This is a genomic window from Caballeronia catudaia, from assembly GCF_001544755.2.
GTDB lineage: Bacteria > Pseudomonadota > Gammaproteobacteria > Burkholderiales > Burkholderiaceae > Caballeronia > Caballeronia catudaia.
Genome location: NZ_FCOF02000005.1, coordinates 126,179 through 149,997, shown reverse-complemented (window position 1 = coordinate 149,997; position 23,819 = coordinate 126,179). Strand labels below are relative to the sequence as shown.

The 23,819-nt window shown below is 65.6% G+C and carries 22 protein-coding genes; 17 read left to right on the top strand and 5 right to left on the bottom strand.

The window, feature by feature from the left end:
* The first annotated feature begins 110 nt into the window (after window positions 1-110).
* The 16 genes from AWB75_RS07590 (at window position 111) to AWB75_RS07520 (ending at window position 19,726) form a co-directional block, all read left to right on the top strand.
* The gene (locus tag AWB75_RS07590; RefSeq protein ID WP_061123463.1) at window positions 111-1,916 is read left to right on the top strand and encodes a non-ribosomal peptide synthetase; all 1,806 of its coding nucleotides are present in this window, start codon (window positions 111-113) and stop codon (window positions 1,914-1,916) included.
* A 27-nt stretch (window positions 1,917-1,943) separates the two neighbouring features.
* Complete coding sequence (locus AWB75_RS07585; protein ID WP_061123462.1) at window positions 1,944-2,708, top strand: FkbM family methyltransferase; 765 nt, start codon at window positions 1,944-1,946, stop codon at window positions 2,706-2,708.
* A 112-nt stretch (window positions 2,709-2,820) separates the two neighbouring features.
* The gene (locus AWB75_RS07580; RefSeq protein ID WP_061123461.1) at window positions 2,821-4,104 is read left to right on the top strand and encodes an MFS transporter; all 1,284 of its coding nucleotides are present in this window, start codon (window positions 2,821-2,823) and stop codon (window positions 4,102-4,104) included.
* Window positions 4,105-4,112: 8 nt separating this feature from the next.
* Window positions 4,113-4,889 carry a thioesterase II family protein gene (locus AWB75_RS07575; RefSeq protein ID WP_061123460.1) on the top strand — a complete coding sequence of 259 codons (777 nt, stop codon included), beginning with the start codon at window positions 4,113-4,115 and terminating at the stop codon, window positions 4,887-4,889.
* Window positions 4,890-4,925: 36 nt separating this feature from the next.
* Complete coding sequence (locus AWB75_RS07570) at window positions 4,926-6,173, top strand: ATP-grasp domain-containing protein (RefSeq protein WP_061123459.1); 1,248 nt, start codon at window positions 4,926-4,928, stop codon at window positions 6,171-6,173.
* A 64-nt stretch (window positions 6,174-6,237) separates the two neighbouring features.
* Entirely contained in the window at window positions 6,238-7,353 is a 1,116-nt protein-coding gene (gene asd, locus AWB75_RS07565) for an aspartate-semialdehyde dehydrogenase (protein WP_061123458.1), read from the top strand.
* Window positions 7,354-7,614: 261 nt separating this feature from the next.
* Window positions 7,615-8,382, top strand: coding sequence for a uroporphyrinogen-III C-methyltransferase (gene cobA, locus AWB75_RS07560; RefSeq protein WP_061123457.1), 768 nt, complete (start codon window positions 7,615-7,617; stop codon window positions 8,380-8,382).
* A complete protein-coding gene (locus AWB75_RS07555) occupies window positions 8,354-8,965 on the top strand; it encodes an ANTAR domain-containing response regulator (RefSeq protein WP_407642133.1) in 612 nt (203 codons plus the stop codon). Before cobA ends, AWB75_RS07555 begins: the two co-directional genes overlap by 29 nt.
* A 15-nt stretch (window positions 8,966-8,980) precedes the next feature.
* Window positions 8,981-10,102, top strand: coding sequence for a CmpA/NrtA family ABC transporter substrate-binding protein (locus AWB75_RS07550; protein ID WP_061123455.1), 1,122 nt, complete (start codon window positions 8,981-8,983; stop codon window positions 10,100-10,102).
* A gap of 45 nt (window positions 10,103-10,147) precedes the next feature.
* On the top strand, window positions 10,148-10,633 hold the full coding sequence (locus tag AWB75_RS07545) for an adenosine-specific kinase (RefSeq protein WP_061123454.1): 486 nt from the start codon (window positions 10,148-10,150) through the stop codon (window positions 10,631-10,633).
* A 271-nt stretch (window positions 10,634-10,904) separates the two neighbouring features.
* Entirely contained in the window at window positions 10,905-11,513 is a 609-nt protein-coding gene (locus AWB75_RS07540) for a DUF2760 domain-containing protein (protein ID WP_061123592.1), read from the top strand.
* Window positions 11,510-13,396 carry an Hsp70 family protein gene (locus tag AWB75_RS07535; RefSeq protein ID WP_200822942.1) on the top strand — a complete coding sequence of 629 codons (1,887 nt, stop codon included), beginning with the start codon at window positions 11,510-11,512 and terminating at the stop codon, window positions 13,394-13,396. The genes AWB75_RS07540 and AWB75_RS07535 overlap by 4 nt, the downstream gene beginning before the upstream one ends.
* Window positions 13,397-16,192 carry an Hsp70 family protein gene (locus AWB75_RS07530; RefSeq protein ID WP_061123453.1) on the top strand — a complete coding sequence of 932 codons (2,796 nt, stop codon included), beginning with the start codon at window positions 13,397-13,399 and terminating at the stop codon, window positions 16,190-16,192.
* 147 nt (window positions 16,193-16,339) lie between these two features.
* Window positions 16,340-16,498, top strand: coding sequence for a hypothetical protein (locus tag AWB75_RS37635; protein ID WP_157696177.1), 159 nt, complete (start codon window positions 16,340-16,342; stop codon window positions 16,496-16,498).
* A 253-nt stretch (window positions 16,499-16,751) separates the two neighbouring features.
* On the top strand, window positions 16,752-18,764 hold the full coding sequence (locus tag AWB75_RS07525) for a hybrid sensor histidine kinase/response regulator (protein WP_061123590.1): 2,013 nt from the start codon (window positions 16,752-16,754) through the stop codon (window positions 18,762-18,764).
* Complete coding sequence (locus tag AWB75_RS07520; protein WP_061123589.1) at window positions 18,761-19,726, top strand: nucleoside hydrolase; 966 nt, start codon at window positions 18,761-18,763, stop codon at window positions 19,724-19,726. The genes AWB75_RS07525 and AWB75_RS07520 overlap by 4 nt, the downstream gene beginning before the upstream one ends.
* On the opposite strand, the gene AWB75_RS07515 is transcribed toward AWB75_RS07520, so the two are convergent.
* The gene (locus tag AWB75_RS07515; protein WP_061123452.1) at window positions 19,715-20,389 is read right to left on the bottom strand and encodes an alpha/beta hydrolase; all 675 of its coding nucleotides are present in this window, start codon (window positions 20,387-20,389) and stop codon (window positions 19,715-19,717) included. The genes AWB75_RS07520 and AWB75_RS07515 overlap by 12 nt on opposite strands.
* A gap of 16 nt (window positions 20,390-20,405) precedes the next feature.
* A complete protein-coding gene (locus tag AWB75_RS07510) occupies window positions 20,406-20,795 on the bottom strand; it encodes an MAPEG family protein (protein WP_061123451.1) in 390 nt (129 codons plus the stop codon).
* Window positions 20,796-20,896: 101 nt separating this feature from the next.
* Here AWB75_RS07510 and AWB75_RS07505 point away from each other — a divergent pair, with 101 nt between their 5' ends.
* A complete protein-coding gene (locus AWB75_RS07505) occupies window positions 20,897-21,292 on the top strand; it encodes a PPC domain-containing DNA-binding protein (protein WP_061123450.1) in 396 nt (131 codons plus the stop codon).
* On the opposite strand, the gene AWB75_RS07500 is transcribed toward AWB75_RS07505, so the two are convergent.
* The 3 genes from AWB75_RS07500 to AWB75_RS07490 all read right to left on the bottom strand — a co-directional run bounded on the left by AWB75_RS07500 (window position 21,276) and on the right by AWB75_RS07490 (window position 23,706).
* On the bottom strand, window positions 21,276-22,121 hold the full coding sequence (locus AWB75_RS07500) for a metallophosphoesterase family protein (protein ID WP_061123449.1): 846 nt from the start codon (window positions 22,119-22,121) through the stop codon (window positions 21,276-21,278). The genes AWB75_RS07505 and AWB75_RS07500 overlap by 17 nt on opposite strands.
* The gene (locus tag AWB75_RS07495; RefSeq protein WP_087086526.1) at window positions 22,118-23,122 is read right to left on the bottom strand and encodes a diacylglycerol/lipid kinase family protein; all 1,005 of its coding nucleotides are present in this window, start codon (window positions 23,120-23,122) and stop codon (window positions 22,118-22,120) included. The genes AWB75_RS07500 and AWB75_RS07495 overlap by 4 nt, the downstream gene beginning before the upstream one ends.
* Before the next feature lie 143 nt (window positions 23,123-23,265).
* Window positions 23,266-23,706, bottom strand: coding sequence for a CBS domain-containing protein (locus AWB75_RS07490; RefSeq protein ID WP_061123447.1), 441 nt, complete (start codon window positions 23,704-23,706; stop codon window positions 23,266-23,268).
* Window positions 23,707-23,819: the final 113 nt, after the last annotated feature.

Genomic DNA, 23,819 nt, shown 5'->3' with positions numbered 1-23,819 from the left:
TGGCTAGTTCACTCATGCACCAAGAATCGGACACCGCGTTGCCCGCGGCCAACGACGCAACATCCTCGACGTTTCGCGCCGGGCATTCGGCATGCACCGGACCCACACGGATGTTCCCTCATCCCGGCGTCGTTCACGAAATTTTCGAAGACAGCCTGCGTCGCAACCCTCGCGCGGGACAGGTCCGCTTTCTCGATGCGGCGGTCAGTCATGCGCAGATCAACTCGCGCGCCAATCAGATGGCGCGGTGGCTGCTGGATCACGGCGTCGGTCGCGGGGATCTCGTTGCGGTGTGCTTCGAGCCTTGCGTCGAACTCATCGTCGCGCTTCTTGCCGTCCTGAAGACCGGCGCGGCCTTCGTGCCGCTCGATCCGGCTCTTCCGCGCGAGCGTCTTGAGTTCGTCGCGCGCGATTGCGCTGCGAAGCTGTTGCTATGCAATGACGCGACCGAAGCGCTATGTCCGGACCGGACCGGGCGCATGCTGAACATCGATGCTTCGGCCGACGCCATTGCGGGCTATGCGGAAGACAATCCCCGCATCGCGTGCCTGACGAGCGACGTGATTTACGTGATGTACACCTCTGGATCGACCGGCATGCCGAAAGGCGCGATCCTGACACACGCGGGCATCCGCAACCGTCTGCTGTGGGGCATCGAGGCCTACGAACTCGGCATCGGCGCGAGCGTGCTGTTCAAGACGCCCATTTCCTTCGACGTGTGCATCTGGGAAATTTTTGCGCCATTGCTGTGCGGCGCCGATCTGGTCATCGCGAAGCAAGGCGGCGCGCGCGACATACCTTACCTGATCGATCTCATCGACCGTCATCGGGTGACGCACGCCGATTTCGTCCCTTCGATGATGTCCGTGTTCATGTCCGAACTGGAGCCTGGCGCGTGCGACAGCCTGCGCGTCGTGACCTGCGCGGGCGAAACGCTCACGGCGGCGTTGCTGGATCAGATCTTCGCGCGGCTCGACGTGCGGGTCTACAACCTCTACGGCCCGACCGAAGCATCGCTTGCCGTCACCTGGTGGAGCTGCACGCGCACGCCCAAGGACCGTGAAATCCCCATCGGACAACCGATGGCGAACGTCGCGCTCTACATACTCGACGAACGAGGCCGCATCGCGCCCGAAGGCGAGTCCGGCGAGCTTTACATCGGCGGCGTCGCGCCGGGTATCGGCTACATCAATCAGCCTGTGAAAGCCGCCGACAGCTTCGTTCCCGATCCGTTCTCCGCCAGCGGAACACTTTATCGAACCGGCGACCTGGTGCGCCTGCGCCGTGACGGATCGTTGATGTTCCTCGGCCGGGTCGATCAGCAGGTCAAGCTGCGCGGCATGCGAATCGAGCTCGGTGAAATCGAAGCTCAGGTCGCCGCCTTCGCGGCCGTTCGAGACGCTGTCGTCCTGGTCCGCCATTTCGGCAGCGACGATGAACGTCTGGTCGCCTACATCACGCTGCGAGAACCCATCGCGGAAAAATCCGGGTTTCAGTCCTTCCACGAACGATGCAGGACGTCGTTGCGGCAGATGCTGCCGGAGACGATGGTGCCGGCGCATTTCGTCATCATGCCGGCCATGCCTTTGACCACGAACGGAAAGGCTGACCGTAAGGCCCTTCTTGCGCTGCCGGTGTCTCACGACACGGTCACCGTCCGGCCCGGCAGCGACAGCGACAGCGATTCGATCGACGCTTTGGAGCGCCGCTTGACCGACGTCTGGCGAGACGTGCTCGGTGTCGCCGACATCGATCGTGATCGTGACTTCTTTTCCCTTGGCGGGCACTCGCTCCTTGCCGTCAAGGTCGTCGCGCGCCTCAAGCCGGACTACCGGCTCACCGTGGCGGAAGTGTTCGAACATAGAACGATCGAGGCGCTCGCCGCGTTGCTCAGGCAACGCTCGGACGCCGAATGACGTCCGCGCCCTATGACGATTTCGCCCATGAAAAGCAGCCGTGAACTGAATCTTCCAGTCGATTTCGACTTCCATGATCCGGGCGAAGCCCGCGCGCTTTACCAGGAGATTTTCGTCGATCGATGCTATGCACGCGCCGCGTCGGGTCTGAAGGCAGGTGATGTCGTGTTCGACGTCGGCGCGAATATCGGCTTGACCACGCTGTTTCTGCACGGATTTTGTCCGGGCTTGCGCTTCTTCTGCGTCGAACCGCTGCCGCTCGCGATCTCCGCGTTAAGGGAGAACATCGTGAGACATCACGTCGACGCCACGATCATCGAAGCGGCGGCGGCAGCCACGCGCGGCTCGACGGCATTCAGTTACTACCCGGCCAACAGCGTCATGTCGGGTTTGTACAGCGACGCCGAGGCAGACAGGGCGGTCGCGGCGCGGTATCTGCGCAATATCGGCGTCGATCGGGAAAGCATCGATGTTCTCCTTGACAGGAAGTTCGATACCGCCGAATCGACGTGTACGCTCGTGACGCTCTCGGACGTGATCGAGGCGCATCGGATCGAACGCGTCGGGCTTCTGAAGGTCGATGTCGAAAAGAGCGAACGCGACGTTCTCGAAGGCATCGGGGCAGAACACTGGCCGTTGATCGAACGAATCGCCCTGGAAGTGCACGCGCAGGACGGCCGGCTCGATCCGATCATGCAGGTTCTCGCGGCGCACGGCTTCGAGGCCGACGTGAGCCAGAACGCGCTTCTCGAAGGCACCGGCATTTTCGACGTTTTCGCGACGCGGCTGTAGCCACGCATGCATCGCATTGCATTGCAGATCATTCGAAATGCTTAGTTTGTTATACTCATCAGATCGATCGCGCAAGACACGCTGGCAATACACGTTCAACAATGCTTCCCCTATGATTCGCCTCCCACCGCTCGGACGTGACTATTACAAATATGCCAGCGCGGCGTTCCTCGCATCGTTTTCCGGCGGCGTCCAGTTCATCGCGATCTCGTGGCATCTCTATACGTCGACGGGGTCGGCGTGGTCGGTGGGCGTCGCCATGATCGTATCGACGCTGCCCGGGATTCTGGGTTCGACGTGGATCGGCGCGTTCGTGGACCGGCGATCGCCACGCGCCATTTGCGCCGCGGCCGATTTCTTGCGCGGCGTCGCCTGGCTTTGCGCCGCTGTCGCCATTCAGTTTCCGGGCATGGCTATCCCGGTGATCTATGCCGCGCTCTTCTGTTCTGCGACCTGCGATTGTTTCTTCCAGCCCGCCATCGGCGGGATGGTCCGCGATATGGTGCCGCACGAGCGTCTGCTGCAGGCGAATATCGTCACCAACATGAGCATGCAGGTAGGTGTCACGACGGGCGCCAGCGCGGGCGGCGCACTGGTGGTTTTGATCGGCGCGTATGGCACGCTCGGCTTGGTCGCCGCCGCGCTCGTTCTCTCCGGCGTGCTGATCTACTCGATCGGAAACAGGGCATCGGCCACGCCATCGCCAGCGTCGAACACGCCGCGCAGCGTGCTGACAGACTACCAGGTCACCTTCCGCTACCTCGCGAAAAACAACGCCTTGCTGATCCCGTGCGCGGTGCTGATCATGGCGTACGCCAACATGAATTTCTGCAATACGGCCATGCCCATTTTCGTGGCGCGCGACCTCAAGGGATCGTCGGTGTCGTTCGGACTGGTCGACGCATTCTGGGGCTTCGGCTCGATCGCGGGCGGCTTGCTGCTGCCGCTCTTCGCCCGGCGCGCGCGCGCCGCCACACAGGGGCTCTGCGGACTGCTGGCGATGAGCGCCACGCTGACATTCCTTTCGTTGGCCGGTGAGCCCGTCCTCGCCGCTGCGGCAATGTTCATGATGGGCGCGCTGAACTGCATGATGCGAGTCAGCGCCGACACGGCCATGCTTCAAACGGTCGTGCCGGCGCTCTATGCCAAGGTCAAGTCCCTGACATTGATGCTGATCGCCTGCCTGAGTCTGGCAGTGTATGCCGGCGTCAGCCGCTGGGGAGACAGCTTGTCGATGCGATCGTTGTTCCGCGTGGACGCCGCTCTGCTCGCCACCTTCGTGGCTGCCGCACTCGTCTGTCTACTCGGCGCGCGTCATGCCTCGCGGCGCGACGCGGACAGGTCCGGCGTCGGGCATGCCGCGCCACCGCGCCGCCCGTCGTCGAATCATGATTGAGCCGCGTCATGCGTGAGCCAGACCGCTGCTTCAGACTGATTCGCGAAGCGTCGCATTCTTCGCTTTCTCCGCGTCTCGTGATTTTTCCCTATTCGGGCGCGGGCGCATGGTCGGTGCACCGATGGCTGGACGACTTTGCGCCCGGCATCGAAATCTGTGCGATGCAGCGCGCCGGCCGAGAGGATCGCATTGCCGAGTCTCCCCGCACCTCACTGTCCGAAGTCGTCGAGGAAGCCGCCGACGCGCTTCAGCACAGGCTCGACCGTCCCTACTCGCTCTTCGGCCACAGTCTCGGCGGCTTTCTCGCCTATCAGACCGCCGCTTTGCTGACGGAGCGTGGTCTGAGACCGCCCGATCGACTGTTCATCTCGGCCATCAGTCCCAACATCGTTGCTGAAGCACGTGCGGCGGCCCGCTACGCATTTGCCCGGGCGATGCTCGCGCGGTTCGGGCCACACTTCGCGCACTCAGCCGACGCGGACGATGAAATGGCGGAGTTCGTTCAAATCGCTTCGGCCGCTTACGAAAGCGATTTGAGTCTCTATTTCGATTCCGCGGCAGACGCCCGGTGGTCCGTGCTGGATATTCCGATCGTCGCGTTCAGCGCGACGCGTGATCCGTCCGCGAGCGCCGCCGCCGTCCGCGAATGGCGGCGCTCGTCCAAAGCAGGATTCACATCGATCGAAATCGAAGGCGAGCACATGTATGTGGAAACGCCGGGCCGGTCGATCCTCACCCGGACGATCGCGCGCTACATGCTGTCCATGCCTGAATCCGAAACTTGATTGCCTCCTGAGCCGCACGCATCCAGACCTTCCATCATGCATATTCTGCTCGTCAATCCGCTATCGTCGGCCAAGTATCTCTCCGCCGCCCTGAAGGCGTTGAAGATCAGCGCAACCGCCATCTTCACGCGCGGCGAACAAGGGTATGACGCGTACACGAAGCCGGATCCGGAACATTTCGACCGGCAGATATTCTGCCGGCCGGATGCCGCGGCCATCGTCGCATTGCTCGGCGATGACGAATTCGATTTTGTCCTCAACGGCAGCGAGAGCACGGTGCGGCTCACCGACGAACTCGCTTCCCTGCTTACGCCCGGGCGGGGCAACGACGTGTCGTCTTCATGTTCACGAAGCGACAAGGCACGGGTTCAGCGCCGGCTCGAAACGGCCGGACTGCGTTTCATCAGGCAGGCGCTCGCGATGCCCGACGAGCGCAGCGTGCGTACAGCGCACGAACAAGCGGGCTTCGGCTATCCGTTCTTTCTGAAGCCGCTCAAGGGCGTGGGTTCGAAGGGCGCGTCGGCGATAAGCTCGTCGGAGGCATTGGGCGCCTATTTCTCCGGCGCGCGGCTGGACGCGTTGCGCCAGGATCTCACCGTGTTCTGCGAAGGCGACCCGCTCGACCGCTTCATCGTGTCCGAGCTGATCGAAGGCGACGAGTACTTCGTCGATTCCTTTTCGCTCGAAGGCAAGCACTACATTTCCTCGATTCAACGATATCGCAAGGCGAATGTCGCGGGCATGCCGCTTTACCGGTATTTCGAAGTGGTTCAGGAGCCTGCCGTCCATGACAGGATCAGGCGCTATCTCACCGATTGCCTGAATGCGCTCGGCTATCGCAACGGCTTTGCGCACAGCGAGCTGTTTCTCGACGCCGACGGTCCGGTGCTGATCGAGCTCAACCCGCGCATCGGCGGCTTGCGCGGCGCGACGAATCTGAACGCGCAGTGCTGCGAACTGCCGACTCAACCCGAACTGCTTGCCGCCGCGCTGGCGGGCGAACCACTTCGCAACAGATTCGAAGCGCGCGACGAGCGCCGTTACGCCCGGGCGTTGACCCTGTTCGGCTCGAACCATACGCCCTTTCCCGACCTGCGCGAATCCTTGCGCGGCTACACGAGTGTCAGCCGGATCGACCCGTTGTGCAGGCCCGGCCATATCAGGGCCCATGAACCGGCTTCGCTCTCCGATGTCATGGCGATCGTGATTTGCGCGGGCCATGACGCCAGCATCATCGAACAAGATAGTGCAGCCATTCTCGAACGCGACGAGCGTGGCTGGTAGCCGCATAACCGCATTGCTTGCATCATCGTCGGCGCAAGCCGTGCCCTCAAAAAAGGAAACTCACATGACGAAAACAGGTTTGATCGGTTGGCGAGGCATGGTCGGCTCCGTGCTGATGAAGCGCATGCACGAGGAGCGCGACTTTCGGCGCATCACGCCGTTCTATTTCAGCGCGTCGGCATCCGGCGCGACACACCGGGACCTGGAAGGCAACGCCCATACACTACTGGACGCCGCGTCGGTCGAGCGTCTCGGCGAGATGGACATCATCGTCACGTGTCAGGGCGGCGACTATACGAAGTCGATCTATCCGGCGCTGCGCGCGTCGGGCTGGCGCGGCTACTGGATCGACGCGGCATCCGCGAAGCGAATGGACGATGATTCGCTCATCGTGCTGGACCCCGTCAATCGCGAGCAGATCGACGCCGGACTGGACCAGGGCATACGCAATCTCATCGGCGGCAATTGTTCGATCACGCTGTCGCTGATCGGCCTGACCGGGCTCTTCAAGGCCGGCCTCGTCGACTGGATGAGCATCATGACGTATCAGGCCGCGTCGGGCGCTGGCGCCAAATACGTGCGGGAGTTGCTGACGCAGATGGCGAGCCTCTCCAGCCACGTCGCGACCGAACTGCGCGACCCGTCCACGCCGGTCGCGACGCTGCTCGAAAAGGCGCGCGCCGCGCAGCATCAGCCGTCGTTTGCGCAGAAGGAGTTCGGCGCGCCGCTCGCCGGCAGCATCATTCCGTGGATCGATTCGGATCTGGGCAATGGCGTGAGCCGCGAGGAATGGAAGGGCGAAGTCGAGACAAACAAGATTCTCGGCCTGCCGCCCGGCTCGATCCGCGTCGACGGACTGTGCGTGCGTATCGCGGCGCTGCAAAGCCATTCCGCCTCGATCACGCTCAAGCTCAAGGAAGACATCGGTCAGGACGCCATGGAGAAACTGATCCGCGAAGCACACGACTGGGTCGACCTCGTTCCCAACAACAAGGCCGATTCGATCGGCAGGCTCAGCCCGGCAGCCGTGAGCGGCTCGCTGCGCGTCGCGGTCGGACGCTTGCGTCCGATGAGCGTGGGCGAAGGCGTCTATTCCGTGTTGACCACGGGAGACCAACTGCTTTGGGGGGCCGCCGAACCCTTGCGCCGGGCGCTGAACATCGTCGTCGACCGGCACTGAGCCGGCCTGCTCTTCCGATCAAGCGGGTGCGCTCGCACTGAATCGGTGCGATTCTTGGCCGGGCTTCGCACATCGATAGTGCTTGCCGCCCGCATCGCGCCGCTGCGCGGCTCGTTCATATGCTGGCCCGCTACTTGCATGAAGATGCTGCGCTGGCAACGACGTCAGTGAACCGGCCAGCAGGCTTCCCTCGACAACGGCGTCTTCCCGCACGAACCGGGCAGACGCCGTTTCGCTTTCTGTCTCACGACGCACGAGACCATGAACAACACGATGCTTCCAGCAGGCAAAGTCACCTTGTTGAGCGCTGGCCCAGGCGACCTCGACCTGCTCACCTTGCGCGCCGCGAAGGCGCTCGCCGCCGCCGACATCCTGCTCGTCGACGATCTCGCCAACGCGGACATCGTCACGCTCGCGCCGCAAGCGCGCGTGATTCGCGTGGGCAAGCGCGGCGGCTGCAAGTCGACGCCACAGGCCTTCATCGAGCGCCTCATGCAGCGCTACGCGAAGAGGGGGTTGCATGTGGTGCGCGTGAAGGGCGGCGACGCGCTGCTCTTCGGACGCGCGGGCGAAGAGATCGCCGCGTTGCGCGATGCGGATATCGCGGTCGAGATCGTCAACGGCGTGTCGTCGGGATTCGCGGCGGCGGCGGGACTCGGCATCTCGCTCACGCATCGCGATCATTGCCAGGGCGTGACCTTCGTCACCGCGCACATGCGGGACCACAGTCAGCCGGACTGGGCCGCGCTCGCCGCGACCGGCACCACGCTCGCGATCTATATGGGCATGAGCCGCATCGCGAGCCTCACGGCATCGCTGCTCGCCGCAATGCCCGCGAGCACGCCGGCGGCGGTCGTGCAGAACGCGGGATCGTCGATGGAAAAGCGGCTCGTCACGACGCTCGACCGGCTCGCTGAAGACGCCACGGCCGCCGGTCTCGGCAGTCCGGCGGTCATTCTCATCGGCGGGGCGATCGGCGAGGCGGCCGAATTCGCAACGCATGCCACAGGTCTTGCCCATGCCGCGTGAAGCGGCGCGCAGGCTGCGCGTTCTTCTCGTCACCGATACCGACAAGCCCATCGGCGATTTGCGCGAGCAACTCGCGCGCATGGGCTACGACATGCTCGCCGAAGTCGCCGCGCCATCGGCGCTGCACGAGGCGGTCGAGAGCCGGAAGCCCGATGTCGTCATCATCGATACCGAATCGCCTTCGCGCGACACGCTCGAACAGCTCGCCGTGATGAACAAGGCCGCGCCGCGCCCCGTGCTGATGTTCAGCAACGACGCCGACCAGCAGTTCATCCGCGCGGCGGTCGGCGCGGGCGTGACCGCGTATTCCGTCGAAGGGCTGGCGAGCGCGCGGCTCGCGCCGATCATCGAAGTGGCGCTCGCGCGCTTCGCGCATGAAGAACAGTTGCGGCAACGCCTCGCGCAAGTGGAGAACGAGCTGGAACAGCGCAAGGTCATCGACCGTGCGAAACGGCTGTTGATGGACAAGCGCGGCATGTCCGAACAGGACGCGTACGCAGCGCTGCGCAAGCGCGCGATGGATCAGGGCGTGAAGGTCGCGGAAATCGCGCGGCAACTGCTCGCGATGGCCGATCTGCTCTAGCTTCCCCGAGATCTTATGAACATCACTTCTTCCCAACCCGAGCGCACGCATCTGCGGCTCGGCTTCGTCGCCCTGTCCGATGCCGCGCCGCTCGCCGTCGCCGCATTGCGCGAACTCGGCGCGCGTCACGGCATCACGATCGAACTGTGCCGACAGCCTTCGTGGGCCGCCGTGCGCGACAAGCTGCTCTCCGGCGAAATCGACGCCGCGCATGCGCTTTACGGGCTCGTCTACGGCGTGCAACTGGGCATCGGCGGGCCGCAGGCGGACATGGCCGTGCTGATGGTCCTCAATCGCAACGGTCAGGCGATCACACTGTCGCGCCCGCTCGCCGATGCGATTCAAAACGGCGCGAGCGTGAAAGACGCGCTCTCGTCGCTCGGCCGCAAGCTTGTCATCGCGCAGACCTTCCCGACCGGCACGCACGCAATGTGGCTGTATTACTGGCTCGCGGCCCACGGCGTGCATCCGTTGCGCGACGTGCAGAGCGTCGTGATTCCGCCGCCCCGCATGGCCGATGCGATGGTCGAAGGCGGGCTCGACGGCTTCTGCGCGGGCGAACCGTGGCACGCGGTGGCCGAGGCGCGCGGCGCGGGCGGGACGGTCGCCTACACGAGCGAGATCTGGCCGGATCATCCGGAAAAGGTGCTCGCGTGCCGGCGCGATTTCGCCGCGCTCAATCCGAACACGGCGCGCGCGCTCGTACGCACGATGCTCGACGCCTGCGCATGGCTCGATGCTGGCGCACATCGCGCGCAAATCGCGCAAGCGCTGGCATCGGCGGAACTGCTCGACGTGCCGCGCGCGCTGATCGAGCCGCGTCTTGCCGCGCCCGATGGCGGCAATGCGCGCGCGCTGCCAGTGCGTTTCTTCGATGACGGCGCGGTCAACTATCCGCGTATTTCGGACGGGCTGTGGTTCATCGCGCAGTATCGGCGCTGGGGCATGCTCGCCGGTGATCTCGACGATGCCGCCGTCGCGCAGGCGGTCAATCAGACCGCGCTTTATCGCGAAGCGGCGCTGGCGGCGGGCGTGGCCGTGCCCGGCGAGCGGTGCGCGGCGACATTCTGCGATGGCCGCGTCTGGGATGGCGGCGATGTGGCGGCGTATCTCGCGGGATTCGAAATCAGGGCGTAGAAAAGCGCCTACCATTGAATCTCCAGCGCGCACCGGAGATTCGCCATGGAAATGCTCGCCATCGCCATCGACAAGCCGGAGGACACCAACTTCATCCTCGGCCAGTCGCATTTCATCAAGACGGTCGAGGATCTGCACGAGGCGCTCGTCGGCGCGGTGCCGGGCATCCGCTTCGGGCTCGCGTTCTGCGAGGCGTCGGGCAAGCGGCTCGTGCGTACATCGGGGACGGACGACGCGCTCGTCGAGATGGCCGCGCGCAATGCGCAGCACATCGGCGCGGGGCATAGCTTCATCATCGTGCTCGGCGACGGCTTTTTTCCGGTGAACGTGCTCAATACCGTCAAGGCGGTGCCCGAGGTCTGCCGCATCTTTTGCGCGACCGCCAATCCGACGCAGGTGCTCGTCGCGCAGACGGATCAGGGGCGCGGGATCGTCGGCGTGATCGACGGGCTGCCGCCGCTCGGCGTCGAGACGGCCGAAGACGTGCAGTGGCGCAAAGACCTTCTGCGCAAGATCGGCTATAAGGCCTGAACCTTGACTTGAGCGGGCAAATCACGAGAATGACGCCCGCGCGCTCCCCGTTATGGCGCTTTTTTCGATTCGGGGCGCGACATCATGGAAAATATCGGGATACGGTATAAACGCCGTTGGCGTTTACTTTCGTGCCCCGCCGCCGCCCCGAGCCGCCGCGCGGACGCGTCAGCAGAATCCCGGCATCACACCCGCCGATACGGCATCGAACACCGGCCACCCGCGCCGCCCGAGGATAGTGTCGTCCTCGCGCGGCCAACAGGAGCATCACATGACCGACATGAATCCAGGCTTTTTCGGCAGGATAGGCATCGCCTTCGGCGCCTTCTTCGGCATTCTGGGCAATGCGGCGTTCGCGGGCCGCGTGCAGCGGCTGCGCGAAGCGCCGCTCGCGCCCGAAGCCGCCCCTGACGTTTCGCCCGAAGCCGCGCCCGTCGCGCCGCAACCGCCGAAGCCCGCCGCCGCGCCCGTGCAGCCCGCGCCATCGGCGCTGAAGGAAGCGAGCCCGGTCGCCGCGCTGCAACTGCTCGGTCTTTTGCAGCGCGACGCGCGTTTCATCGATTTCGTCGAAGAGGACATCGCCAAATACAGCGACGCCGATATCGGCGCGGCCGCCCGCCTCGTGCACGACGGCTGCCGCGCGGTGCTGCGCGAGCATTTCTCGATCAAGCCGGTGCGCGGCGAAGCCGAAGGCACCCGCGTCACGCTGCAGGAAGGTTTCGACGCGGCCGCGGTGCGGCTGACGGGCAATGTCGTAGGCAAGCCGCCCTTTTCGGGCAGCATCAGCCATCGCGGATGGAAGGTCGAGGACACGCGCCTGCCGAAGCTCGCGCCGTCCCATGATGCGAGCATCGTCGCGCCGGCGGAGGTGGAACTGTGAGCGAAATCAACTCGAACGACAACCCGGCGCGCTATTCGATCGGCGTGGATCTCGGCACGACGCATTGCGCGCTCTCCTATGTCGACATGAGCGCGAGCGACGGCGAAAAGACCGCGCAAGGCGTGCTGCCCGTCGCGCAACTGACCGCGCCCGGCGCCGCCGAAGAGCGTGATCTGCTGCCTTCGTTCCTCTATCTGCCGCATGAAAACGAGCTCGCTCCCGGCGATCTGACGCTGCCGTGGACGCAGGAGCGCACGTTCATCGTCGGCGAACTGGCGCGCACGCGTGGCGCGGGCACGCCGATCCGGCTCGTCTCCAGCGCGAAAAGCTGGTTGTGCCATCCGGGCGTCGATCGCCGCGCGGCGATTCTGCCATCCGATGCGCCCGAGGAAGTCGAGCGCGTGTCGCCGATGGAAAGCTCGGTGCGCTATCTGACGCACTTGCGCGAGGCGTGGAACCACGCGCATCCGGATGCGCCGTTCGACCAGCAGGACGTCACCGTGACGATTCCCGCCTCCTTCGATCCCGCCGCGCGCGAACTCACCGCCGAAGCGGCGGCGGCGGCCGGCTATACGCGCATGACGCTGCTCGAAGAGCCGCAGGCCGCGCTCTATAGCTGGATTCAGAAGTCGGGCGGCGGCTGGCGCAAGCAAGTCAAAGTGGGCGATGTTATTCTCGTCGTCGATGTCGGCGGCGGCACGACCGACTTGTCGCTGATCGCGGTCGTCGAACGCGAAGGGAATCTGGAACTGCATCGCGTCGCGGTCGGCGAACATATCCTGCTCGGTGGCGACAACATGGATCTCGCGCTCGCGCACACCGTCGCGCGCAAGCTCGCGGCGGCCGGCACGCAGCCCGATCCGTGGCAGTTGCGCGCCCTCACCTACGCGTGCCGCGCGGCCAAGGAAACGCTGCTTTCCGATCCTTCCACCGAAGCCGTGCCGCTCGTCGTGCCCAGCCGTGGCTCGAAGCTGATCGGCGGATCGCTGCGCACCGAACTCACGCGCGCGGAACTCACGCAGATTCTGCTCGAAGGCTTTTTCCCGCAAGTCGATGCAGCGGCGCGGCCAGTTTCACGCGCGCGCGTCGGCTTGACGCAACTCGGTTTGCCGTACGCGCAGGATGCCGCCGTCACGCGCCATCTCGCCGCGTTCCTCGGACGTCAGGTGAATGCGCTCGCGGAAGTCGAAGGCCTTCAGCATCAGGCACCGCAAGGCGCGACGCTGCTGCATCCGACCGTCGTGCTGTTCAACGGCGGCGTGTTCAAGTCGCCGCTGCTCGTCGAGCGCGTGATGACGACGCTGAACGAGTGGCTCGCCGCCGAGAACGCGCCGCCCGCGCGTCTGCTCGAAGGCGCGGATCTCGATCTCGCCGTCGCGCGCGGCGCGGCCTATTACGGCTACGTGCGGCGCGGCAAAGGCGTGCGCATCCGTGGCGGCACGGCGCGCGCGTACTACGTCGCGGTCGAATCGGCGATGCCCGCCGTCCCCGGACTGGAGCCGCCGGTGCAGGCGCTGTGCGTCGCGCCGTTCGGCATGGAGGAAGGCACCGACGCCGCATTGCCCGCGCAGGAATTCGGGCTCGTCGTCGGCGAGCCGGTGCATTTCCGCTTCTTCGGCTCGTCGGTGCGGCGTCAGGATCAGGTCGGCACGCTGCTCGAATACTGGCAGCCGGACGAGTTGCAGGAGCTCGAAGAGATCGAGGCGTCGCTGCCGCCCGAAGGCCGCACGCCGGGCGAAGTCGTGCCCGTCAAGCTGCATGCGCGCGTGACCGAAGCGGGCACGCTCGAACTCGAAGCGATTCCGCGCGGCTCGTCCGAACGCTGGAAGGTCGAATTCGACGTGCGCGGCGGCGTCAGTGCGGATCAGGGCATGGGCCTGTAAGTGTCCACGCGCAAGAAGAAGGCGGCGGGCGCGCGGTATAGCGTCGGCATCGATCTGGGGACGAGCAATACCGTCGTCGCTTATGCGCAAACCGGCTCGAACGATATCCGCGTGTTCGAGATCGAGCAGCTCGTCGGCGCGGGCGAGGTCGCCGCGCTGCCGCTCCTGCCGTCGCTGCGCTATCACTTCGCGCCGGGCGAGCTGAAATCCGACGATCTGCAACTGCCGTGGGGCGAGATGGAAGCGCCCGCCGTCATTGGCCGCTTCGCGAGGACGCTCGGCGCGCAGGTCCCCGGACGGCTCGTGTCGAGCGCGAAGAGCTGGTTGTCGCATGCGGCCGTCGATCGTCTCGCGCCGATTCTCCCGTGGGGCGCGGGCGACGACGTCGAAAAAATCTCGCCCGTGATCGCCAGCGCGAGCTATCTGGCGCACGTGCACGCCGCGTGGAACGAGCGCTTTCCGGACGCGCCGCTCGACGCGCAGGACGTCGTGCTGACCGTGCCCGCTTCCTTCGACGAAGGCGCGCGCGCCCTCACGCTCGAAGCCGCGCGCATGGCGGGACTGGAAACGCTGCGGCTGCTCGAAGAACCGCAGGCCGCGTTCTACGACTGGCTGTTTCATCATCGCGCGACGCTTGGACGTGAGCTCGCCGCGACGCGTCTCGTGCTGATCGTCGATGTCGGCGGCGGCACGACCGACCTCACGCTCATTCAAGTGGCGATGAAGGATGGCGAACCCGAACTGACGCGCATCGGCGTGGGCAACCATCTGATGCTCGGCGGCGACAACATGGATCTCGCGCTCGCGCATCTCGTCGAAAAGCGGCTCGCGGGCGGCGAGACGCGCCTGTCCGCCGCGCGTCTGTCGCAACTGGTGGAGCGCTGCCGCGCCGCGAAGGAGCAATTGCTCGGGGAAAACGCGCCCGCTTCCACGTCGATCACGCTGCTCGGCGCGGGGTCGAAGCTCATCGGCGGCGCGCGCTCGACCGAGGTCAGGCGCGATGAAATCGAGCAGATCATCGTCGAAGGCTTCTTTCCGATGGTGTCCGCGAGCGACCGGCCGACGCGCGCGCGTGGAGGCATCGTCGAATTCGGGCTGCCTTATGCGAGCGATGCGGCCATCACGCGGCATATCGCGGCGTTTCTCGGCCAGCACGCGGGCGAAGCGCGAAAGGCGCTCGGCCTGCTCGACGCGAGCGCCGAAACGCTCGCCATTCCGGACACCTTGCTGCTGAACGGCGGCGTGTTCCGCGCCGATCCGCTCGCGCGCCGCATCGCCGATACGCTGTCCGGATGGCGCGGCGAAGCCGTCAACGTGCTCGCGAACGGCAATCCCGATGTCGCCGTCGCGCGCGGAGCCGTCGCCTATGCGCTCGCGCGCGCGGGCCATGCGCCGAAGATCGGCGGCGGCTCGGCGCGCAGCTTCTTCCTCCTGCTCGAAGACGACGCGAACGCGGCGCGCGGCGTCTGCGTGCTGCCGCGCGGCACCGAGGAAGGCCAGGCGATCCATCTCGCCGACCGCACCTTCGCGCTCACGCTCGGCGCGCCGGTGCGCTTTCACCTGGCGTCATCGGTGGCCGAGACCGCGCACAAGGCGGGCGAGCTCGCGGACCTCGCGGCGGCATCGGGCGATTTCGTGCGCTTGCCGCCGATCGCGACCGTCGTCGATCCGCGCGCCGCCGACAAGGGCAAGGCCCGCGAAACGCCCGTGCAACTCACGACGTCGCTCACGGAAATCGGCACGCTGGAAATGCATTGCATCGCCGTCGACGATCCGAAGCAGCGCTGGCTGCTGGAGTTCCAGTTGCGTCGGGAAGCGCCCGACAGCGCCGACGCCGTGCCTGAAACGCATCCGGCGCTGCCCAAAGCCATCGAACTGATCGACCGCACGTTCGGCGCGAAGTCGCAGGACGTTGGTCCGAAGGAAGTCAAACGCCTGCGCGCGCAACTCGAACAGACGCTCGGCGCGCGCGACACGTGGGACATCGCGCTCTTGCGCGAGCTCTTCGGCGCGCTTTTCGAACGTGCGAAGAAACGCCGCCGCAGCGCCGATCACGAGCGCCTGTGGCTCAATCTCGCGGGCTACTGCATGCGGCCGGGCTTCGGCCATCCGCTCGACGAGTGGCGCGTCGAGCAGTTGTGGACGCTTTTCGATCAGGGCATCCAGTACAGCGGCGAAAGCCAGATCTGGTCCGAATGGTGGACGCTCTGGCGGCGCGCGGCGGGCGGCCTGCCCGAAGCGGCGCAATTGCGGCTTCTGGACGACATGGCGTTCGTGCTCCAGCCGCCGGGAACCAGCCGCTATCGCAAGGCCGCGGGCGCGGCGCGCGCGGGCTACGAAGACATGGTGCGGCTCGCGGCGTCGCTGGAGCGCGTGCCGGTCGAACGCAAGATCGAGGTCGGCGAGTGGCTGCTCACGCGCCTCAAAAAGCCTTCCGAGAACGTGCAGAGCTGGTGGGCGCTCGGGCGCATCGGCGCGCGTGCGCCCTTCTACGGCAGCGCGCACGGCGTCGTGCCGCCGGACATCGCCGTCGCCTGGCTCGATGCGATCCTCGCGCTCGACTGGAAGAAGATCGATCCCGCCGCGTTCGCCGCCGTGCAGATCGCCCGCATGACCGGCGACCGCTCGCGCGACCTTCCCGACGATGCGCGCGCCGCCGTCGTCCAGCGCCTCGAGACGATAGGCGCGGCAGCGGCGTGGATCGCGATGGTGCGCGAGACCGTCGAACTCGATCGCGCGGACGTTGGCCGCGTGTTCGGCGAAACGCTGCCGGCGGGGCTGAAGCTCATCGGCTGAAGCCATCGACATGCATCGAAATGCTTCGCTCTAAGAAGTTTTTATGGCCGATGCGTTGCGAGCAGGCCGCACGCGTCTTGAATACGGGCTGGCTGCATCCTATGGTTATCAGTGTGTCGATATGGACACGCACTGAAGGAGGTCAGCATGCCATCCCCACGCAAGGCTCAAGCGAGCCAGCCCGCTGAAACGGAAATGTCGAGCCGCAAGAAAACGGCCGGCAGCAAGGCATCGCCCGCGAAGGCTGCAGGCGCGAAGGAAATGCAGGTCACGAAGCGCACCACCAAGGCCAAACCGAAATCCTGAAGCAACGCCGCCCTCGTCATCGTGCGGGGGGCATTCGAAACGGCTGTCCTTCGAATCGGCGAGCGAATACGAGACGCTCGCCGTTCGGCTTCCTCTCCTTCTCCTTCCCCTTCCGCCTCGCCGCCTGTCGCCGGAAACACGCCGAATAGACGCAATAATTTCCGGCTACAACGGCGGATTGCTAAAAAAAGGCGTATTGGTATGACCGCATTGGCCTAAAGTAGATATCCCGTATCCGCAAGCGAGCATGAAGATGGCCGTACCCCAACGCGCCGCCGGTGCACGCACCCCAGGGATTCTGTTCGCGGCCGCCCGCGAGGCCGGCACGAGCCTGGTGCGCAATCTCTCGATTCCGGCGCCCTTCTCCGACGCCGCGCTGGAAGCGGAGTTTCTCGAAGACCACAGCCAGCGCTTCTGCGCCTTCCGGCGCGCATCGACGCTGCTCGCGCTGGCCATCTGGACATGCTTTCTCTGGTGGGATTTCAGCTTCGCGCGCGGCAACCAGGCGCTCGACTCACGCCTTCCGACCATCCTCGCTGTGCGCTTCGCGGGCATCGCGCTGCTGTTTTTCGTCGGCGTGCTGGTGCTGCGGCCGTCGTTCCGCTCGCACGCGAGCTCGCAACGCATCATTCTCACGGGCATCTACGGCCTCCTGTGCCTGATCCTCGCGATGGTTGCGATCACCCCCGCGCCTTACAACTACACGCAGCACTTCATCGGCCTGTGTCTCGCGCTGTTCTTTCAGTTCAGCTTCTTCTACCTGCGCTCGCGCGTCGCGCTGACCGCCGGGATCATCACGCTGGCGTCGATCGTCCTGCTGCAGGTCACCATTCATCTGCTCAACACGGAAGACTTCTTTGCCGGCGTCTTCTATATGTTCAACGTCGTGGTCGTGGGGCACGGCGTCTGCACGCACGCCGAACGCGTGTCGCGCGAACGCTATAGCTCGGAGCGCGCGCTCGCGTCGCTCAACGACGAACTGCGCACCGCGAACGTCTCGCTCGGGCGCAAGAACCGCGAACTGGAAGTGTCGAAGAAGGATCAGGAGAACAAAACCAACGCACTGCTCGCGCTGCGCGAGCAGCAGATGATCGCCGCGCAGACCGCGAGCCGTGAAAAGTCCAACTTTCTCGCCGCCGCGACCCATGACCTGCGCCAGCCGATGCACGCGCTCAATCTCTTCCTGCAGGCGGCCGCCGAGGCCATCCGCAACGGCGAGTTCGAGCAGGCCGAGCGGCTCATCAACGAATGCGGACGCTCATCCGTGATCCTCGCGCGCCTGCTGAACGCCGTGCTCGATCTGTCGCGGCTGGAATCGGGGCGCGTCGTGCCGCGCTATCACGTGTTCGACGTGCGCAGCATCGTCGAGGAAGCTGCCGAGCAGTTGCGCCCGTTCGCGATGAGCCGCGGCGTCGAATTGCGGCTGCGGCTGCCGAAGGAGGACGTCGTCTGCGTGAGGAGCGATGCGCACTGGCTCGGTCGCGCGGTCGCCAATCTCGTGTCGAACGGGATCAAGTACGCGGACACGAGCAAGACGTCGAAGCCGACGGTGATCATCGGCGTGGTGCGCTCGCCGACGCGCGCGCGCATCGACGTGCTGGACAACGGCATCGGCATTCCGGCCGATTATTTCGACGCGATCTTCCAGCCGTTCTTTCAGGTCGACAATCCCGAGCAGGATCGCGACAAGGGCCTCGGGCTGGGGCTGTCGATCGTCAATGCGGTGATGTCGATGCTGGATCAGCACCGCATCGAGCTGAAGTCCACCGAAGGGCGCGGCTCCCGCTTCTCGCTGGAAATGCCGCTGTGCGGGCCGTCGCCGGACCAGCCGTCCGGCCGTGCGCCCGCGCGTTCGGAAGCGGCCGAGGCCGCGCAACTCAGCGGGCGCTACGTGCTGCTCGTGGAGGACGACGGCCTCGTGCGCGCGTCGACCGAAGCGCTGCTTTCGCAATGGGGCGTGCTCTACGACTCCGCCGCGACCTTCGAGGAATACGAGGAGATTCTCGCGACCATCGAGCGCTTCCCCGATCTCATCATCACCGATTACCGGCTGCGCGACTTCAAGACCGCGCGCGAAGTCGCCATGCTGAGCGCGCGCAAGCTCGGGCGGCCCTGCCCTTGCCTCGTCGTGACGGGCGAGCCGTCCGCGACGATCGTGCCGCTCGCGTGCGACCACGACGTGCTGTCGAAGCCGGTGAGCCCTGCCGAATTGCGGCGTGAAATGGTGACGCTGATCGCGGGAGAGTGCGCGGTGGCGACGGCATGACGAAGCACCGGATCATCTACGACACCGATCCGGGCATCGACGACGCCATCGCGCTCGTGTTTCTGGCGCGGCATCCGGAGATCGAGCTCGTTGGCATCACGAGCGTGTTCGGCAATGCCGATATCGACACGACGACCCGGAACGCGCTCTATCTCGCGTCGCGCTTCGCGCCGCACGTGCCGGTCGCGCGCGGCGCGGCGGCGCCGTTGAAGTGCCCGGCGCCGGAACCGATTTCGCACATCCACGGCAACGACGCGCTCGGCGATATCGAGCGGATCGGCCATGTCGACAAGCCCGAAGACGGACGCGCGGCGCATCGCTTCATGATCGACGCGGTGCGGGCGCATCCCGGTGAAATCACCCTGCTCGCGGTCGGGCCGATGACCAATCTCGCGCTCGCCTTGCAGGAAGCGCCGGACATCGCGGCGCTCGTGCGCGAAGTCGTCGTGATGGGCGGCGCGTTCGGCATCAACGGCACGCTCGGCAACGCGACGCCCGCCGCCGAAGCGAACATGCACGCCGACCCGGACGCCGCCGATATCGTGTTCGGCGCGCCGTGGAACGTGTCCATCGTCGGACTGGACGTTACGCACGAAACCGTGATGACGACCGCGTTTCTGGCCTCGCTGCGCGACAGCGCGGGCGACGCGGGCCGTTTCGTGTGGGACGTGTCGCGCTTTTACGAGCGTTTCCATGCGAGCGACGGCATAAGCCGGGGCATCTACGCGCACGACTATTCGGCGGCGGCGTTCGTCGTCGCGCGCGCGCTTTACACGACGCGCAGCGGCCCGGTGCGCGTGCTGACCGATGGCATCGCGGCCGGCCTCACGATACAAAAGCCCGCATCGATGCGCACGGACACGCCCGCGCCGGACTGGGACACGCGGCCCGCCTGCGATGCGTGCATCGGCGTGGATGCGGACGCGGTGCTCGATCTGTTCGCGCGAACGCTAGCCCGCTAAGCGCGCGCCGAGCCAGTTGCGCAGCGCCTCGACTTCCTCCATGCACACCGAATGCTGCATCGGATACGTATGCCACTCGACATCGCAGCCCTGCTGACGCGCGAACTCCACCGCCTGCTCGCCGAGGCTCACGTTGAGCACATCGTCGAACGTGCCGTGCGCGGCGAAGATCGAAATCGAGCGATTCGCGTCGGAGAGCGATTCATCGACGAGCCCTTCGGACGGAATGTAGCCCGACAGCACGATCAACCCCGCGAGCTTCTCCGGATGCGTGAGGCCCGCGTGATACGTCATCGCGCCGCCCTGCGAAAATCCCGCGATGAAGATGCGCTCGCTCGGAATGCCGCGCGCGTTCTGCGCCTCGATGAGCGCACGCACGCGCGCCACGGAAGCCTCGATGCCCGCCTCGTCCACGCGCCGGTTAATGCCCTCGAAGGACAGGATGTCGTACCACGCGCGCATCACGTAGCCGTTGTTCGCTGTGACGGCGATCTCGGGCGCGTTCGGAAATACGAAGCGGATGGCGGGCGCATCGGCGAGACGCAATTCGGGCACGAGCGGCACGAAGTCGTTGGCGTCGGCGCCGAGGCCGTGCATCAGGATCACGGCGAATTCGGGATTCGGCGCGGTTTCGATCTCGATAGTCGAAGGTTGATCGGTCATTGCCGGTCACTCCTTTTCAGATGATGGGAACGAGAATCTGCACGATGCCGACGACCGACGCGAGCCACACGAGCGAGCGCACGAACGGCACGCCCGCGGCGTAGAGCGGCACGTAGACAAGGCGCGCGACGAAATACGTCAACGCGCCGGCATGCGTGAGAGCGTTTTCGCGTCCCGCCACATGCACGATCAGCACCGCGATGGCGAAAATCGGCAGCGTCTCGAACAGATTGGCCTGCGCGCGCATCAGCCGGCCGGAGAGCCTGCCGGGCGGCGGCGTAGCGGCATCGCGCGGACCGGCCTGATATTTGAGGCCGACTTCGCGATTGCGCACGACCGCTGGCAGCAACACTTGCACCAGCGCGAGCACGAGCGTCCAGGCCAGCATCGTCAGTTCGAAACTCATGGTATCTCCATGAAACGTTGCACTCGTCGGGCCGCGCCCATGATGCCACCACGCGCCGTGAGCGTGTAGTCTTTGGACAATCCGCCTCCTGCCCTTATTCCATGCTTGCGATCACCCTCCGCCTCTCACCCGGCGACGATCTGCGCGCCGCGCTCGATCACGCTTTCCGTGCGCGCGGGCTTTCCGCGGGCTACGTGCTTCAGGGCATCGGCAGCCTGAGCGTCGCGCGGATTCGCTACGCGGGCCGCGACGACGCATCCGAACTGCGCGGCGACCTCGAAATCCTGACGCTCGCGGGCACCTTGTCCGCACAGGGGCCGCATCTGCACATGAGCGTCTCCGATGCCGATGGCCGTGTCATCGGCGGTCACGTCGCACCGGGCTGCATCGTGCGCACGACGGCGGAAATCATCGTCGCGAATCTGCCCGGCGAGCGTTACGCGCGTGAGCACGACGCCGCCACGGGCTTCACCGAACTCGTCATCCGGGCGACGTGACGGCCACGCGCGGCGTGGCGCCATCGAGCGCCAGTTCGTGCCGCGCGATCTGCTCGAACGCCCCGCTCGTCTCCGAAAAATCCCAGCGCTCGACCGTGGTTTGCCGCGCGCCGCCCGCATGCGCGTCATGGCGGATCACGTTCACCGAATTGTCGATGCTCCCGCGCGTGCGCGACGACAGCGCCGTGCCCGCCTGCACCGCCCACATGCGGCGCGCGAGGCCCGCGAAGGTATCGTGCAGCGGCAGTACGTAAGGAAGATGAATATGGCCGCCGAGAATCAGGTCCGCGCCCGCGCGCGCCCAGCGCTGCACCGCGCGCTCGCGGCCGTGCAGGAGGTTTTTCTCGTCCTGCGCGCGCGTGACGGCCACCGGCTGATGCGTGATCACCACGCGCAATTGCGCCGCGCTCGCCGTCTCCAGACGGGCGGCGACGCGCCTGATCTGCTGCATCGACACTTCGCCGTCCTTGTGGCGATACGCCCGCGTCGTGTTCACGCCGAGCACGAGCAGCGCCGGCGATTCGAACGACGGCTCCAGATCCGCCCCGAACACGCGTTGATGATTCGCATACGGATAGCAAAGCCGCGCAAGCGGATTGAAAAGCGGAATGTCGTGATTGCCGGGGACGACGAGCGCAGGCGTCGCGCCGAGCGCATCGACGAAGGCCCGCGCCGCCGCGAACTGGGACTTGCGCGCGCGCTGCGTGATGTCGCCCGAGAGCACGACGAGATCGGGCGCGAGCGCTTCGGCGAGACGCAACAGCGCCGCGACGACCTGCGGGCGTTCGGTGCCGAAGTGTGTATCGGAAATCTGCAGCAGTACGGTCATGAACGATTCGCTTCCGCCACCGCCGGCTCGGGTTTGAGCAGGAGAAGCGGCTTGTCGGAAACGCGGAATTCTAGCGGCATGGGCAGCCTCGCAACCTCGCCATCGGTCGCTATCTTGATCCTTTTCCACTTCTTCGACGGATGCATCACCGTGATGCGCCCGAACGTGAAGCTCACGACGTGTTCCGAATCGGACAGCCGTCCCGCCGCGCCATGCAGCGACAGCCACAGATGCATGAGGCGTCCCACGGGACGCGGCGCAATCGCCACGAGCAAGCCCCGTTCCAGCGCGCGCGCCTCGTCCGGCATGCCGATCTGTTCCATCTGCAGCCGGTTGTTGCCGACGAAGAGCGTCGACGAGCGAATCTCGGTCGTGCTGCCCTCGTGCTCGATATGCAGGCGCAGGTGCCGATGCGGCTTCAGCAGCGTGGACAACGCCGACCACAGCGCGACGATCCGGCTGCGGCCGAACTGCCGCTTGTAGATTTCGCGGTCTTCCAGCAACCGCGGATACAGCCCGAGACTTGCGTTGACGAGAAACATGCGCTCATTGACGAAGCCCACTTGCACCGGCCAGGCGCGCGCGTCGAGCAGGAGTTTCGTCGATTGTTCGGGATCGGCGGGAATGCCGTGATCCCGGCTGAAATAGTTGAACGTCCCGCGCGGCAGCACCGCGAACGGGCAGCCCGCCTCGTGCGCGGCCTGCGCGACGGCGCAGAGCGTGCCGTCGCCGCCCGCGCCGACGAGTACGCCTTCCTGCGCGCACGCCGCCGCGGCCGCTTCGCGCGCGACGCTAGCGAGCTTGCGCGGATCGTCCACGATACGCAGGTCGAAGCGCCTACCCGCCGCGCCGAGCTCGCGCTCGAGCACGGTGCGCGTCGCGTCGGACTGGCGGCGGCCCGAGCCCGCATTCATCACGATGAAGAATGGCGCGTCAGCGGCGAGCGTCCGTCCAGTTTCGGCGGGCACAGCGGATGAGGCGGATGTGGCTGTCGGAGTCATCGGCGGCGCTCCTTCGGTTGCCCGCGTGCGGACGCACGCCGGGCCGGGCCCGCGCGCATGCACGGGCCTGCCGATTATAACGAAAGGCTTACAATCAGAACGTCGAGAACGCCAGCCGGACGCGCCGCATGCCTCGCCGAGGCTTACGTGTGCTCGCCGCGAATGTAGTACTCCAGTTGCTGGATGGTGAACTGCTGTTCGGAGATGATGTTCTTCACCAGATCGCCGATGGAGATCATGCCGACGAGCTTGCCGCCGTCGATCACCGGCAGGTGGCGCATGCGCTTGTCGGTCATGAGCGCCATGCAATCGTCGGTGGTTTGATCGGGGCGCACGTAGCGCACGTGCGAGGTCATGATGTCGCGCACGGGCGTCTGTTTCGACGCGCGGTCCATCAGCACGACTTTGCGCGCATAGTCACGCTCGGTCATGATCCCCACGATCTCGTCGCCTTCGGTGACGATCACCGCGCCGATATGCTTGTCGGCCATCAGCTTGATTGCATCGAAGACCGACGCCGTGGCGGGAACGGTAAAGACCGTCTGGTCGGGTTTCGAATTCAGTACCTGTGCGACTGTTGCCATCGAGCGCCTCCGTTGTATGCGGGAAACGTTGTTGCGCCTGGGCGACGGGTTGTGCTGCAGCATCGAGCGTAAGGCCTCGCGCCCGATGCCTTCATCGGCATTAACCCGACCAT